At 69.9% G+C, this 15,024-nt stretch carries 14 protein-coding genes; 9 read left to right on the forward strand and 5 right to left on the reverse strand.

From position 1 onward, the window contains the following. Window positions 1–7 precede the first annotated feature (7 nt). A complete protein-coding gene (locus ABZ342_RS04095; RefSeq protein WP_360468550.1) occupies window positions 8–1,513 on the reverse strand; it encodes a glycoside hydrolase family 57 protein in 1,506 nt (501 codons plus the stop codon). After that, window positions 1,510–2,283, reverse strand: coding sequence for a class I SAM-dependent methyltransferase (locus ABZ342_RS04100; RefSeq protein WP_360468552.1), 774 nt, complete (start codon window positions 2,281–2,283; stop codon window positions 1,510–1,512). The genes ABZ342_RS04095 and ABZ342_RS04100 overlap by 4 nt, the downstream gene beginning before the upstream one ends. A 53-nt stretch (window positions 2,284–2,336) precedes the next feature. Between ABZ342_RS04100 and ABZ342_RS04105 the strand changes: the two genes are divergently transcribed. Then, window positions 2,337–2,762 (forward strand): hypothetical protein, encoded by a 426-nt coding sequence (locus ABZ342_RS04105; RefSeq protein ID WP_360468554.1) that lies wholly within the window; start codon window positions 2,337–2,339, stop codon window positions 2,760–2,762. On the opposite strand, the gene ABZ342_RS04110 is transcribed toward ABZ342_RS04105, so the two are convergent. Next, entirely contained in the window at window positions 2,740–3,585 is an 846-nt protein-coding gene (locus tag ABZ342_RS04110) for a DegV family protein (RefSeq protein ID WP_360468556.1), read from the reverse strand. The genes ABZ342_RS04105 and ABZ342_RS04110 overlap by 23 nt on opposite strands. Window positions 3,586–3,828: 243 nt before the next feature. Here ABZ342_RS04110 and ABZ342_RS04115 point away from each other — a divergent pair, with 243 nt between their 5' ends. The 4 genes from ABZ342_RS04115 (at window position 3,829) to ABZ342_RS04130 (ending at window position 7,425) form a co-directional block, all read left to right on the forward strand. Further along, entirely contained in the window at window positions 3,829–4,614 is a 786-nt protein-coding gene (locus tag ABZ342_RS04115; protein WP_155545061.1) for an electron transfer flavoprotein subunit beta/FixA family protein, read from the forward strand. A gap of 29 nt (window positions 4,615–4,643) precedes the next feature. Continuing rightward, a complete protein-coding gene (locus ABZ342_RS04120; RefSeq protein WP_155545062.1) occupies window positions 4,644–5,603 on the forward strand; it encodes an electron transfer flavoprotein subunit alpha/FixB family protein in 960 nt (319 codons plus the stop codon). 158 nt (window positions 5,604–5,761) lie between these two features. Then, complete coding sequence (locus ABZ342_RS04125; RefSeq protein WP_360468559.1) at window positions 5,762–6,544, forward strand: GNAT family N-acyltransferase; 783 nt, start codon at window positions 5,762–5,764, stop codon at window positions 6,542–6,544. Beyond that, on the forward strand, window positions 6,541–7,425 hold the full coding sequence (locus ABZ342_RS04130; protein ID WP_360468561.1) for a lysophospholipid acyltransferase family protein: 885 nt from the start codon (window positions 6,541–6,543) through the stop codon (window positions 7,423–7,425). The genes ABZ342_RS04125 and ABZ342_RS04130 overlap by 4 nt, the downstream gene beginning before the upstream one ends. 196 nt (window positions 7,426–7,621) lie before the next feature. Here the strand turns inward: ABZ342_RS04130 and ABZ342_RS04135 are convergent, their stop codons facing one another. Further along, complete coding sequence (locus ABZ342_RS04135; protein WP_360468563.1) at window positions 7,622–8,524, reverse strand: NADP-dependent oxidoreductase; 903 nt, start codon at window positions 8,522–8,524, stop codon at window positions 7,622–7,624. Window positions 8,525–8,674: 150 nt separating this feature from the next. On the opposite strand from ABZ342_RS04135, the gene ABZ342_RS04140 reads away from it, so the two are divergent. From ABZ342_RS04140 to mnmA, 4 genes are all read left to right on the forward strand, one after another. Continuing rightward, entirely contained in the window at window positions 8,675–9,958 is a 1,284-nt protein-coding gene (locus tag ABZ342_RS04140) for a LuxR C-terminal-related transcriptional regulator (RefSeq protein WP_360468565.1), read from the forward strand. 44 nt (window positions 9,959–10,002) lie between these two features. Next, window positions 10,003–11,370: an MFS transporter gene (locus ABZ342_RS04145; protein ID WP_360468567.1), complete on the forward strand. Its 1,368-nt coding sequence runs from the start codon at window positions 10,003–10,005 to the stop codon at window positions 11,368–11,370. 64 nt (window positions 11,371–11,434) lie between these two features. Further along, entirely contained in the window at window positions 11,435–12,631 is a 1,197-nt protein-coding gene (locus ABZ342_RS04150; protein ID WP_360468569.1) for a cysteine desulfurase family protein, read from the forward strand. 4 nt (window positions 12,632–12,635) lie between these two features. Continuing rightward, window positions 12,636–13,727 carry a tRNA 2-thiouridine(34) synthase MnmA gene (gene mnmA, locus ABZ342_RS04155; protein ID WP_360468571.1) on the forward strand — a complete coding sequence of 364 codons (1,092 nt, stop codon included), beginning with the start codon at window positions 12,636–12,638 and terminating at the stop codon, window positions 13,725–13,727. Between the two features lie 7 nt (window positions 13,728–13,734). Here the strand turns inward: mnmA and ABZ342_RS04160 are convergent, their stop codons facing one another. Further along, entirely contained in the window at window positions 13,735–14,940 is a 1,206-nt protein-coding gene (locus ABZ342_RS04160; protein WP_360468573.1) for a DUF222 domain-containing protein, read from the reverse strand. Window positions 14,941–15,024: the final 84 nt, after the last annotated feature.

The raw sequence follows: 15,024 nt of genomic DNA on the forward strand, positions 1-15,024 counted from the left end.
GTCCCTTTCAGTCGTGCTTCAGTGCCCGGGCGTCGAGGTGCCCGAACGGTCCGTCGGCGGCGCGATAGGTCGCCGCCAGTTCTTCGGCTCGTGTGCGGTCGCCGCGTCGCAGCAGTTCGGCCAAGGCGTCGAAGCGCTCGGTGTGCACCGCCGCGCGGCGCCGCGCGTAGTCCGCTGCGGAGTCCTTGGTGACCATGAACGCCCAGTCGCTCTCCAGAGCCAGCATCGCTTCGGCCACGGCCTGGTCGGCGACGGTGTCCCGGGCCGTGGTCGGCAAACCGGCAACGAGCGAAAGGAGCCGCTCCTGCAACGCCGTGTTGGCGGCGACCATGTCCTTGACCTGCTCGCCGTCCCAGACACGCCAGTCCTTGCCCGACCCCCACGACGACGCGGGCAGCTCGATCGGCTCGCCGACGAGCCCGGCGTCGAGCGCGCCTTTCAGCGTTGTCACGCGGACGCCCGCCTCGGGCAGCGCGCGCAACACGCCCTCCAGCCAAGCCGGTCCTTCGTGCCACCAGTGCCCGAACAGCTCCGTGTCGTAAGCGGCGACCACGAGCGCTTCACGCCCGTGTTGCTTCTTCAGCGAACGCAGCCGCGTGACCACGGTGTCGACGAAGTCCTTGACGTGCAGTCCCAGCACGTCCGCGGCCAGCGACGGGTCGTACGGCGCCTTGTCCGGCGGTTCGACCGTCTTCCCGGTGACGCGCGACGCCTTGAGCCCGACCTCGTGCGCCCAGGTGTGGAAGTCGCGGTAGGCGGCGTGGCCGGGGTAGCCGGCCTTCGGCGACCACACGCGGTAGGTGACCTCGAGGTCTCGTCCGAACGCGACCACGTCGCTGTCGCCGACCGGTCGCGCCGCCCAGGTGTCGCCGCGCAGCGACGGCCCGTCGACCATGAACCGCCGCACGCCGGCGGCCGCGTAGTCCTTTTCCATACCAGGCGCGTAGCCGCACTCCGGCGCCCAAATCCCCTCGGGCCGCGACCCGACCCGCAACGCCGTGTCGGCCAGGCCGGCGTTCAACGCGAACTCGCGCACCCGCGGGTCGAGCAGCGGCTGGAACGGGTGGGCCAGCGGGCCGCCGAGCAGCTCGATCGTCGAGTTGTCGACCAAGGAACGAAGGATCGGGGAAAAGCCGTGACGCCAGCGGGTGCCCAGTTCTTCGGCCGCGCGGACCGCGGTCCGGTGTTCGGCCGCGGCGAGTTCGCGCAGCGTCGGGTCGCCCCGCCACAGCGTCGACGCGTGCTGGGCGCGCAGCTGCCAGTGGCCGAGCCAGTCGTGGAACGCGCGGATGCTGTACGGGTCGTCGAGCTGCGCGGCGAGCACCGGCGTGACGCCCAGCGTCAGCACGTCCCGGCGGCCCTCGGCGGCGAGCCGCTCCAGCAACTCGACCATCGGCAGGTACGAGTGCGCCCACGCCTGGTAGAGCCATTCCTCGCCGACCGGCCAGCTCCCGTGGTGCGGCAGCCACGGCAGGTGGCTGTGCACGACGAGGCAAAAGGTGCCTTCGTTCACCGGCGCACCGCCACGGCGACCAGGTCGAGGCTCGCGTCGAGGTCGTCACCGTGGATGTCGAACCCGGTCGCCTCGATCGCGGCCACGTCGGCGAGCAGCGCCTCCGGCCAGACGGCTTGGCCGGGCAGCGAGCCCATGACCACGTCGAGCTGGGCGTCGATGATCGAACCGCCGTACCGCTCGTCGAGCGCGCGGACAGCCTCGCCGTGGTGCAGGCCGTGGAGCGCTTCGACGTCGAAACCGGCCTCGGTGAGGAGTCCGGCCAGCTCGGCCGGCGCCAGCTCACGGGTGTGGAACGGGTTCAGTGGCGTGTCGCTGTCCGGGGTGAAGGTCAGCCGGTTCGGCGTCGTGACCAGCAGTTTGCCGCCCGGCGACAACACTCGCCGGCACTCGGCGAGGAACCCGGCCTGATCCCACAGGTGCTCGATGACCTGGAAATTGGCCACGACGTCGACAGCGCCGTCGCGCACCGGCAGGAACGCCAGGTTCGCCCGCGCGACGGCGACCTCGGGGTAGCGGCGGGCGACGTGCTCGGTGGTCGGCACGTCGTAGTCCAGCGCGAGCACCCGGCGGGCCCTCGTCGCGAGGAGGCTCGCGCCGTAGCCCTCGCCGCAGCCGGCTTCGAGCACCGTCGCGTCCGCGCAGTGGGGGAGCAGGGCGAGGTAGGCGGCCTCGTGGCGGCGGAACCAGTAGTTCTCCTCGGCGATGCCGGGGACGGTCCGTTCGCCGGTCAGGTGCAGCGCCTCGGCCCGGGTGGCTGGGGTGGTCACCTCCGCGACCCTAGCGGGTGTCACGTCCGGCCCGGCCGTCTCGTTCCGTGGTCATGCAACGGACCATCACCCGCGTTCTGCTCGTCCTCTTCGGCCTGATCGAGGTCCCGATCGGACTGTGGCCGCTGATCACACCAACCGGCTTCTACCAGGACTTTCCCGGCTTCCGCACGGGCTGGGTTTCGATGGACGGCCCCTTCAACGAACACCTGCTGCGCGACTTCGGCGGCCTCAACCTGGCGCTCGCGGCGACGCTGATCGGCGCCGCCGTGATCGGCACCACAGCAGTCGCGCGGCTGGCGGCGATCGCCGCCTTGCTCTTCGGCGTGCCGCACTTCTTCTACCACCTCGGGCACGTGTCGCATTTCGAGACGATCGACCAAGTGCTCATCATCGGGTTGACGGGGCTCAGCGCGCTGGTGCCGCTGGTGCTCCTGGCGATTCCCGGCCGCCGGGTCAGTACACCGGTGACACCGTGATGCCGAGCGCGCCCGGGCCGAGGTGCGCGCCGATGACCGTGCTCGCTTCGACGACCATGCTCTCGGCCATCGCCGGGACCCGGCGTTCGATCTGCCGGCCGATCTCGAGTTCGTGGTCGCTCGCGCCGAAGCGGGTCACGGCGATGTCGGCGCGGAAGCCGCCGGACTTCTTGACCGCGAGATCGACCATCTTGGCCAGCGCCCGCCGCGTGCCGGGGACGCGGGCCAGCGGCGCGACCTCGCCGTCCTTGACCGTGAGCAGCGGCTTGATCGAGAACGCGGTGCCCAGCATCGCCTGCGCGGCGCCGATCCGCCCGCCTCGGCGCAGGTACTCCAGCGTGTCGACGTAGATGAACTCGGTGCTGGTGAAGCACCGGCGTTCGGCGGCTTCGATGACCCGGCCGGCGTCTCCGCCCGCCGCGGCCGCGCGGGCCGCCGACACCGCGGCGAAGCCCAGGCTCATCCCGGTGGTGCGGCTGTCCAGGACGTGCACCGGGATGCGCACCTGCTGGGCGGCCTCGCGGGCCGCGCGGACGGTGTCGGACATGCGGCCGGAGATGTGGATGCTGACGATGGCGGTCGCGCCGGAGGCGGCCGCTTCCTGGTAGGTCCAGAAGAACGCCCCCGGATCCGGGGGCGAGGTGGTGATCGTGTGCCCCTCTCTCATGGCGTTGATCACCTCGCCGCGGTCGAAGCGGTTTTCGTCGTCGAAGTGACCACCCAGGTTCAGCTGGATCTGGACGACTCCGATGTCCCAGCGGGAGGCGACGAGGTCGGGCAGGCAGGAGCTCGAGTCGGTGATGACGGCGATGCGCGAGGGCATGGTGGGGGAGGTTAATGCCTGACACCCACTGCGAGTATGCCGTGGTTGGTCCGATCGGACGAACGGCAGTTCGGGTGGGGCAACCGGTCGACTACCGGGACGATGGTCCCATTAGATTGCGCATCCAGGTGAATGGCGTCACCTCGGCGGGTCCTGGCGGCGGAATGGCCCTAATCTACCGGCCAGTAGAGCACTGACCCGTGGTGCGTCCGCGGGCCACAACCGGGAGGTCGAAGAAGACCCATGACCAACATCGTTGTCCTGGTCAAGCAGGTACCGGACACCTACTCGGAGCGAAAGCTCAACGGGTCCGACCACACCCTTGACCGCGAATCCGCCGACGCCGTGCTCGATGAGATCAACGAGAAGGCCGTCGAAGAAGCGCTGAAGATCAAGGAAGCCGGCGAGGGCGAGGTCACCGTGATCTCGGTGGGCCCGGCCCGCGCGACCGACGCCATCCGCAAGGCGCTGTCCATGGGCGCCGACAAGGCCATCCACGTCTCCGACGAGGCGCTGCACGGCTCCGACGCCATCGCCACCGCGAAGGTGCTCGCCGCCGCGATCGCGAAGGTCGAAGGCTACGACCTGATCATCGCCGGCAACGAGTCGTCCGACGGCCGCGGCGGCGCCATCCCGGCGATCCTCGCCGAGCTGCTCGGCCTGCCGCAGGTCACCTACGCGCGTGAGGTCACGGTCGAGGGCACGACCATCAAGGCCGTCCGCGAGACCGAGGACGGCCTGACCCGCCTCGAGGCGAGCCTGCCCGCGGTGGTCAGCGTCGGCGAGAAGATCAACGAGCCGCGCTACCCGTCCTTCAAGGGCATCATGGCCGCGAAGAAGAAGCCGGTCGAGACGTTCACCATCGCCGACCTGGGCATCGACGCGGGCGAGGTCGGCCTCGGCAACGCGTGGTCCACCGTGACCGAATCCTCGCCGAAGCCGCCGCGCACCGCCGGTGAGAAGGTCGAGGACGAGGGCGACGGCGGCACCAAGGTCGCCGAGTACCTGGTCGGCCAGAAGCTCATCTGACAACGGCTCTTCGAGGAGGATCAAAGAACATGGCTGAAGTACTCGTCCTCGTCGACCACGTCGACGGTGAGGTCAAGAAGGTCACGCTCGAGCTGCTGACCGCGGCCCGCGCGCTCGGTGAGCCGTCGGCGGTCGTCGTCGGCCCGACCGGGACCGCCGCCAAGGCGAAGCAGTCGCTGGCTTCCCACGGTGCCGCCAAGGTGTATGTCGCCGAAGGCGACGACGCCGCGAACTACCTGGTCACGCCAAAGGTGGACGTCCTCGCCGCGCTGGCGCAGCAGGCGTCCCCGGCCGCCGTGCTCGTCACCGCCAGCGGTGAGGGCAAGGAGGTCGCCGCCCGCCTGGCCGTGCGCCTGGGCTCCGGCCTGATCTACGACGCCGTGGGCGTCAACGGCGACGGCGTCATCGACCAGTCCATCTTCGGTGGCGCGTTCTCGGTGAAGTCGAAGTCCGCGAAGGGCGCGCCGATCGTCTCGATCCGCCCGGGTGCGGTCGAGGCCGAGCCGGCCGAGGGTGCGGCGGCCGAGGAGACCGTCGAGCTCCCCGCCACCGACGCGGCGAAGTCGACCAAGATCACCGGCGTCGAGCCGGTGACCGGCGGTGACCGTCCGGAGCTGACCGAGGCCTCGATCGTGGTCTCCGGTGGGCGTGGTGTCGGCTCGGCGGAGAAGTTCGACGTCGTCGAGAAGCTGGCCGACTCGCTCGGCGCGGCTGTCGGCGCGTCGCGCGCCGCCGTCGACTCCGGCTACTACCCGGCGCAGTTCCAGGTGGGCCAGACCGGCAAGACCGTGTCGCCGCAGCTGTACATCGCGCTCGGCATCTCCGGCGCGATCCAGCACCGCGCCGGCATGCAGACGTCGAAGACGATCATCGCCGTCAACAAGGACGCGGAGGCGCCGATCTTCGAGATCGCCGACTTCGGCATCGTCGGCGACCTGTTCAACGTCGCGCCGCAGCTGACCGAAGCGGTCGAGAAGCGCAAGGGCTGATCCGACGCTCCAAAGGGCCTTCCGGGACCACCCGGAAGGCCCTTCGCGCGTTTCCGGGACCTGAGAGAAGCCTGAGAACCCGCCATTAACTGAACGTGCACTAATCGGTCATCGGATGGCACTCTCCGCGGTTTCCTCCGCGCGGGTAAACCTTGACCATGACGACGTCACAGCTCCTCGTCAGCACTGATCAGGCGGGTGCCGACCTTCCCGCGGACGCTCCCCGGTACTCCCTTCTCGTCGCTCACGCGAACGAAGAAGTGGTCGCCGCGCAGAAGCTGCGTCACCGCGTTTTCGCCGAGGAGATGGGCGCGCGGCTGCACTCGCCGATCGCCGGTCTCGACGCCGACGAGTTCGACGAGTTCTGCGACCACCTCGTGGTCCGCGACGACAACACGGGCGAGATCGTCGGCACCTATCGGATGCTGCCACCGGACCGCGCCGCGCAGGCCGGGAAGCTCTACGCGGACAGCGAGTTCGACCTGAGCGCGCTCGACGCGCTGCGGCCGTCCCTGGTCGAAACCGGCCGGTCGTGCGTGCACCCTGACCACCGTAGCGGCGCCGTCGTCAGCCTGGTCTGGGCCGGGATCGCCCGCTACATGCTGCTTTCCGGCCACCGCTACCTCGCCGGCTGCGCGTCGGTCCCGCTGGTCGACGGCGGGTCGTTCGCCGCCGGCGTCTGGGACGTCCTGCGCACCAAGCACTACTCGGACGAGGCCACGCGCGTCTCGCCGCTGATCCCGTGGGACGCGTCGGGGATCGAACGCCCCGCCCGCTCGATCCTGCCGCCGCTGATCAAGGGCTACGTCCGGCTCGGCGCCAAGGCCTACGGCCCGCCCGCGCTCGACGCCGACTTCGGCGTCGCGGACTTCTTCGTCGTGCTGGACCTGCACAACGTCGACGAGCGTTACCTGAAGTTCTTCCTCGGGGTCCAGGTATGAGCCACGCCTGGATGCCGTCCTCGTCGTGCGGCGACGGCTGCCTGACCGACGCCGACCCCGTGGTCGCTTTTCCGCGGCGCGTCTTGCGCGTCACCGCGGCGGTCTTCGTCGTTTTTTCGGCGTTGCTGACGGCGCCCCTGCTGCTGGTGTCGTGGGGCCGCGAGCGTCGGGTCCGGCTGATCTTCCGCGGCGTGCTGCGGGCGTTCGGCGTCCGGCTGGACATCCACGGCGGCGAGGACTTCCTGACCGCGCCCGCCGGCCGTGGTGCGCTGGTGGTCAACAACCACATCTCGTGGCTGGACATCGTCGCGATCAACGCCCTGCGTCCGATGCGCGCGCTGGCCAAGAAGGAGATCGCGGGCTGGCCGGTGCTGGGCGGCCTGGTCCGCCGCGGCGGCAGCATCTTCCTCGACCGCGAGCGGCTGACGACACTGCCGGCCACGATGGCGTCCCTGGCCGACGCACTCAGGACGGGCTCGCTGGTGAGCGTGACGCCGGAGGGCACGACCTGGTGCGGACTGGCGTCCGGTCGGTTCACGACGGCGACGTTCCAGGCGGCCATCGACGGCGGCGTCCCGGTCCGCCCGATCGCGCTCAGGTACCGCCTCGCGGACGGCCGCGAGACGAGCCGTCCGGCGTTCATCGGCCCGGAGTCGCTGATCGCGTCCCTGCGCCGGGTCGCGGCGCTGCGCGGGCTGGTGCTCGAGATCCACATCTGCCCGGAGATCGCGCCGGGGCGCGCGGAGAACCGTCGTGAGCTGGCGGCGCTCGCCGAGGCGGCGGTGCATTCGGCGCTGGGGACGGTGCAGATCCCGGCCCAGCAGCGGCGGCGGACTACGCGTCCCCAGCCTGTCCCCCTGGTTTCGCCTCCCGCGAACTGATCCGGGCTCTGTCGCCGCGATCCGGCGACAGGCCCGGATCGGGAGGCGTTCGCGGTCTTGTGAGCGCGGGCCTGTCATCGTGATCCGATGACAGGCCCGTTCAATCGACTCCGAGTTCGCGCCGGTTCGTCTGGACTCACTCGGCTCGCGGTGATCTCGGCTCCGCACTGCCTGGGCGATCTCCAGCCCGGTCCGTTCAGCCGACAGCGAGCGTGAGCTTCCCGCCGGGATGCCCGTTCTCGCTCTCGACCTGGGCAGCGGCTGCCTCGGCGAGGGGGTAGCTCCTGCCCTGGGCGATGCGGAGGCCGTGGTCGGTCACCCAGCCGGCGATCCCGGCCAGGACCTCACGCGACTGGTCGCCTCCGCTCGAGAACGGGATGTCCAGCTCGAACGCGGCACCGTCGGCGATGGTGATGATCCGGTCTTTCGTGCCCCGCAGCTCGACCGACCCGGGCAGTACTCCGTGTCCGGTGGCGTCGAACACGGCGTCCACCGGCCCGGGCGCGGCTTCGCGGACCCGGTCAAGCCAGCCGTCGCCGTAGAGCACCGGGACGACGCCCAGCGACTTCAGGTCGTCGAGGTTCCGGCTGCCGGCGGTGCCGATGACGGTCAGCCCCTGGGCAACGGCGACCTGCGCGGCGAACCGCCCGACCGTGCCGCTGGCGCCGTGGATCAGCAGCGTCTCGCCTTCACGGACCTCGAGCAGCCTGAGGACGCGAAGCGCCGTCTCGCCGGCGACCGGCAATGCCGCGGCGTCCGCCCACGAAATGCCGGCGGGCTTCGGTGCGAGCGTCTTCGCCAGCGCGTACTCGGCGTACGCGCCGGTCTCGGACCAGCCGAACACCTCGTCGCCGACGGCGAAGTCCGCGCCCTCGCCGACGGCGTCGACGACGCCCGCCACCTCCAGACCAGGGATGTGCGGGAAGGTGACTTGAAAGCTCTGCTGCATGAAGCCGTTGCGGATCTTCCAGTCGACCGGGTTGATCCCGGCGGCCCGGATGGCCAGCCGCACCTGTCCCGGGCCGGGCTCCGGCACCGGAACCTCGGACAGCTGCAGGACGTCCGGCCCGCCGTAGGCGGAGAAGGTGATCGCTCGCATGGTGTTCCCTGCGCTCCTCGGGTCTGTGACTTCGAATGTCCTCTCCAAGGAGTCAACTCGCGCCGCTATTCCGCCGAACCACCCGGACGAGCAGTGTTCACTAGCCGGACGAGCAGGCTGCGCCCTCGCGGACGCGCCTACCTTGGACGCATGGACGCTTCCTGGTCGGATCCGCGCCACGTGCTGGATGTCGTCCAGCGGTTGTTGTCGGCGCCGCGGCCGCACCTCCTGCTCGGGTTCTCCGCCGAGCTGGGGAAGCTGATCCCGCACCGCGCGGCGGCCATGCAGACCGGCGACTGTCCGCGCAGCCCGCTCAAGGTGGTCGGCGACCAAGTGATCGCCGACGCCGTGACGAGCGTCGAGCTGCAACGGCTTGTCGACCGCAGCGAGCCGGGCAAGGCCCTGGTGGTCGACGGCGTACTGGGTGGCGTCGAGCGCCGTCTCGTCCTTCTTTCGTCGATGCCGGCGGTCGGCCAGGGCGCGGTGCTGGCTGTAGTTCCGGAGGACACCGAACTGCCGGCGGCCGAACTGGAGCTGGCCGCGCAGCTGTGGCACGTCCTCAGCACGGACGCGGGCCAGCGCGCTGCCGACCCGGGCCCGGAGGTCCTGGCCGGCAACCTCGCGGCGGCCACGGCTCGGGCCCAGGCGATCACCGACCTCGGCCAAACCCACGCGGCGGCTCTGACCACGCTCCTGGCGGTGCTGCGCTCCGGACGTCTCTCCGACGTCGTCGCCCGCCGCACCGCGGTCGACCTGGCCACCGACGCGCTGCTGGAGCTGAAAGGCGTCATCGATCGCGACCAAGCCATGTCCGAGGAACGGGCGGGCGCGGCCTTCGCCCTGCTCCGGACCCAGCTCGCCGACTTGGTCCGCCACACCGAGGTCGAAGTCGACTTGGTCGACCCGGCCGGTGACGCGTCGCTTCCACAGGACATCGCCCACACAGCGCGGACGATGACGCGCGGGCTGGTGCTCGCCGCCTTGGACCGTCCGGCGACCACGCGCCTGCGGGCGTCGTGGCGGCTCGACGGCCCGGTGCTGCGGATCACGGTCCGCGACGACAGCCCCGAGGTCGCCGACGCGATCCCCGCCCGCGGCTTGACCGACCGGCTCGCCACCCTCGGCGGTCACTGGGAGGTCGACGCGGTGCCGGGCTGGGGCACGACGGTCACCGCGGTCCTCCCGCTTGGCATCGCCGAACCGCCGGAACTTCGTCCGCTCGACCGGCTCAACCCGCGCGAGGTCGAGGTCCTCACCGGGATCTCGCAGGGCCGGCGCAACCGGCAGATCGCCGAACAGCTGCAGCTCAGCGAGCACACCGTGAAGTTCCACGTCCGCAACATCCTCGACAAGCTGGACGTCAGCTCCCGCGGCGAGGCCGCCGCGCTGGCTCGCGACCTGCGCCTGGAGCCGGTGGCGCGCCGGACGGCCTGAACCGGCTTGACCTCCAGCGGGCTGGAGGTTGCACGCTGCTGATCATGGCCTCGACGCTCGACTCCACACCCCGTCGCCGCAGCGTGCTCTGGACGGCGGAGCACCGCCTGACGACGATCGCGCTGCTGCTCGTGGTCACGCTGGTCGCGTTCGAGAACATGGGCGTCGCGACAGCGATGCCGACCCTGGTCGCCGACCTTCACGGGTTGTCCCTGTACTCGTGGCCGTTCACGATCTTCCTCATTTCGAGTGTGGTCGCGACGGTGCTGTCGGGCCGGATCGGCGACCGCCGTGGCCCGGCGCCGGCGCTGCTGGCCGGTCCGGTGTTGTTCGCGGTGGGCTTGGTCGTCGCGGGGACGGCGAGTGGAATGCCGACATTCCTCTTCGGCCGCGCCTTGCAGGGCTTCGGCTCGGGGCTCCTCCTGGTTTCGGTTTCGCTCCTGATCGCGTCGACGTTCACCGACCAGGAACGCCCGGTGATCTACGCGGCGAACGCGGCCGCCTGGGTCCTGCCGGCGGTGATCGGGCCGTCCCTGGCCGGAGTGGTGACGGTCGGCATCGGCTGGCGCTGGATCTTCCTCGGCCTCGTTCCGCTGGTGGTCATCGGGGCGGCGATGCTGGTGGTGGTCATCCGTCGCCTACCTGCGCACCTGCCGTCCGCCGGCGGCCATCGCGCAGGTGTGGTCAAGGCGATCGTCGCGGCCCTCGGCGTCGCGGCGTTGACGTGGGCGGCCCAGCACCAGTCGTTGCCGGCCCTCGTCTACGGCGCGGCCGGGCTCGTCGCCCTGGGCTGGGCCCTCCGGACACTGCTCCCGACCGGAACGCTGTCATCCCGCCCCGGCCTCCCGACGGTCATCACCTCCCGTGCCCTTATCGCGGGCGCGTACGCCGGAATGGAGGCGTATCTGCCCCTGACGATGAGCGCGGTCCACGGCTACAGCCCGGCGCTCGCCGGCCTGCCACTGACGATCACAGCCTTGGGCTGGTCAGCGGCCTCTGCGGCGCAAGGCCGGTTCCTCAACTGGTCGAGGGAGGCATCCCTCCGCACAGGGTTCTGGCTGGTCGCGGCCGGTTTGGTTTGCTTCGGCCTCGTCTCCCAGCCCTGGTTCCCCGCCTGGACGGCGTTCGTGGCGTGCGCGGTCGGCGGCGCGGGCATGGGGATCGCGATGCCGGCGATCTCGGTCCTCCTGCTGCGCTACTCACCCGAGGGTGAACGCGGCTTCAACACCTCGGCGATGCAGCTGGCCGACTGGGTGGGCTCCGCGCTGCTCATCGGCCTGGGCGGCGTCCTGCTCGGTCTGGTGGGCTCGGTTCTCGATCCGTCACCGGCGATGGCCCTGCTCACAGTGGCCTTGGTGGCACTGGCGCTGCTGGGGGTTCGGCTGACCGGACGCTGGCCGTCAAAGGTGTGACAGCCCACTTCGAGGGCCAGGGTGGGCTTCGTCACGCGGTGGAGCGGACTACCCTGATGGAGCGATGACCTATCTCGACCACGCGGCGACCACTCCGATGTTGCCCGAAGCCGTAGCGGCGATGACCGAGGCGCTGTCCAACGTGGGCAACGCCTCCGCGCTGCACTCTTCGGGCCGTCGCGCCCGGCGGATGGTCGAGGAAGCCCGTGAAACCATCGCCGATGCCCTGGGCGCCCGTCCTTCCGAAGTGATCTTCACCGGCGGCGGCACCGAGAGCGACAACCTCGCACTCAAAGGCATCTTCTGGGCCCGCCACGACGAGCGGGAGCAGCGTCGCCGCATCTTGGTGGGCGCCGCGGAGCACCACGCCGTACTGGACACGGTCGAATGGCTCGAATCCCACTGCGGCGCCGAGATCACGCTGCTGGAGGTCGACAGCCAGGGGCGCGTCTCACCCGACACCCTCCGAGCGGCGATCGCGGCGGATCCCGAAGCCGTGGCGCTGGTGACAGTGATGTGGGCCAACAACGAGGTCGGGACGATCAATCCGATCGCCGAGCTGGCCGCGGTCTGCGCCGAGTTCGACATCCCGCTCCACACCGACGCGGTCCAGGCCGTCGGCGCCGTCCCGGTCGACTTCGCGGTCAGTGGCGCCGCCGCACTCACCTTGACCGGACACAAGCTCGGTGGCCCCTTTGGCGTGGGTGCCCTCCTGCTCGGCCGCGATGTGACGTGCGTCCCCCTCCTGCACGGCGGAGGCCAGGAACGCAGCGTTCGTTCCGGCACCCTCGACGTCCCCGCGATCGTCAGCTTCGCGGCTGCGGTCCAAGCCAGTGTCTCGACCAGGGCTGACTACGCAAAGCGTGTCGAGGAGCTCCGCGACGGACTCATCGAAGTCATCCAGCGTGAAGTACCCGATGCCATCCTCAACGGTGACAACGGTGACCGGCTCCCCAGCCACGCTCACTTCACATTTCCTGGTTGCGCCGGCGACAGTCTGCTGATGCTGCTCGACGCCAAGGGCATCGAATGCTCGACGGGGTCCGCGTGTACAGCAGGCGTCGCCCAGCCGAGCCACGTGCTGCTCGCCATGGGCGCCGATCCCGCAGCTGCTCGGGGGTCTCTCCGTTTCTCTCTCGGTCACACATCCACCGCCGCGGACGTCGAGGCGGTAGCCGCCGAGATCGGCGGAGTCGTCACGCGAGCCCGGCAGGCCGGCTTGGCAGGAATGCGCAAGCAGAACCAGAAGCAAGAGGTGTAAGGCAATGCGGGTTTTGGCCGCGATGAGCGGAGGAGTGGACTCGGCAGTGGCCGCGGCACGTGCGGTCGATGCGGGGCACGACGTCGTCGGCGTGCACCTGGCGCTGTCGGCCAAACCCGGCACCTTGCGCACCGGGTCACGCGGTTGCTGCACCATCGAAGACTCACACGACGCCCGGCGGGCCGCTGACATCCTCGGAATCCCTTTCTACATCTGGGATTTCGCGGAGCGCTTCACCGAAGAGGTCGTCGAGACCTTTGTCGGCGAATACGCCGCAGGCCGCACGCCGAACCCGTGTGTCACCTGCAACGAGAAGATTAAGTTCGAAGCTCTCCTCGAAAAGGCGATGGCTCTCGGCTTCGACGCCGTCGCGACTGGCCACTATGCGCGCCTCTCCGTGATGGACGGCGTGCCCGAGCTGCGCCGCAGTGCCGACAGCGGCAAGGATCAGTCCTACGTACTCGCCTCCCTGACCGCAGAGCAGCTGAGCCACGCCATGTTCCCTTTGGGTGACTCGTGGAAGACCGATGTGCGTGCCGAGGCGGAGCGGCGCGGTCTGTCCGTCGCCAACAAGCCGGACAGCCACGACATCTGCTTCATTCCGGACGGCGACACCAGGAAGTTCTTGGAGAACCGCCTGGGGCAGCGCCCTGGCGAACTCGTGGACGCGGAGACCGGCGCGGTGCTCGGCCGTCACACCGGAGTGCACGGATTCACCGTCGGACAGCGTAAGGGACTCGGGATCGAGGCCCCGGCGCCTGACGGCCGTCCTCGCTATGTCCTGTCGCTCGAACCGGTTTCCGGCTCCGTCAAAGTCGGCTCCGCGGCAGGGCTCGGGATCAAGACGATCGAGGCCGACCGCGCGATCTGGCCCAGTGGCCAGCCGCTGACCGAACCGACTGAGTGCATAGTGCAGGTCAGGGCGCACGGGGGCATCGTCGACGCGGTCGCCGACGTGGACTCCGACACCATGACGGTGCATCTGCGCGAACCGCTGCGTGGGGTCGCCCCGGGTCAGGTCGTCGTGCTCTACCGACCGGATGCCGATGGCGGGGACATCGTCCTGGGCAGCGCGAAGATCTCGGGCACGCGCTGACCCTCGGTCATAGCCGTGGCTTCTTGCGGCTCCGATTCGTTCGCCGCCGGCCTGAACTCATCGACGGCGGTGTTGTCGAGTGCGTCCGCCCGGCTGGTGTCGCGACGTTCACCGTGCCGTCGGAGGTGACTTCGTAGTCCCAACCGGGCCGGCTCTTCAGCCTGCGGTGCCGCGAGCAGTACGTGACCGGCTGATCGGCGGCTCCGTCGCTCTCGCCCTGAGCCCGGGTCGCTTCGATCCCGCAGTTCTGCGCAGGGCGCGTGCATCCGGGCTGCCGGCACTCGCGGTCCCGGACCCGGATGAACTCGTCGTGCGCCGGATCCAGCGGGTACCGGGTCGGTGACAGCTCGATCGCTCGGCCAGTGCGCGGATCGGTGAGGACTCGTCGGAGCGTCGTGTCGGAGCCGCTGATGATGCGACGTGCCACTGCGGCCGCGATGGGTCCGCGTCCGGCCAGAACTGCCGGCGAGTCGTTCACACCGAGATAGGTCGCCAAGTCGACGTGCAGGAACACCTCGGTGCGCTCGCTAGGGCCGCCCATTCCGCTGAGCAGCAGATCCATGGCGACGTCCGCCCGGAGCTGATCCAGCGTTCGAGACTCGTCGGAGGTCTTCAAGGCTCGGGCAGCTTGGTCGATACGTGTGTAGGCCGCGGTCGCCTTCTCGGTGGTGGCGTTGTTGATCGAAAGACTGGTCACGCCGGTGTCCTGATGGTGCAGAGCCAGCCGCCGTTCGACGAAGCTCCGTTCGGTGCGCTGCGCCGCGCCTTCCGGATCGGCTTTCGCCGCCGCATAGGCCGCTGCCCGGCGGACCTGGGTGGCATTGCGTCCTGGAACGCGGTCCTCGAGCGTGGCGTCGACGAGGCGTACGTGGTCTCTGGACAACCATGCCGTCGCATCCGTGACCTTCATGGCGCGATACAGGTCGAGCCGTCCGTCGTCCATGAGATTGAGCATTCGGGGAAGCCGGGCGATCAGCGCGTTCGCCGCCGAGACCATGGTGCCGGCCCGATGTTCCGTGATGGACAGGGCCAACGCCACTTCGGAAGCTGTACCGGGCGCCCGTCTCCGGCGCACGCTGAGGTCTGCGATCGCCCGTAGTTGCAGGGCTTGCAGCTTGGAGATCTCGGCATCGGTGATGCGCATCAGATCGACGAGCTGGTCGTCTTTCATGCGTTGCAGCACATCCGGGTCGGCCCGGACGGTTCTCAGCACGAACGGGAGCTCGTCGTGAGTGCTCGAGGAGCCGGCGGGAGGGACAAGTTTGCGGAGCGGTTGCGAAGCTGTCATGAGCCCGAC

Source organism: Amycolatopsis sp. NPDC005961, assembly GCF_040629235.1.
In the GTDB taxonomy this organism is placed as follows: Bacteria; Actinomycetota; Actinomycetes; order Mycobacteriales; family Pseudonocardiaceae; genus Amycolatopsis; species Amycolatopsis camponoti.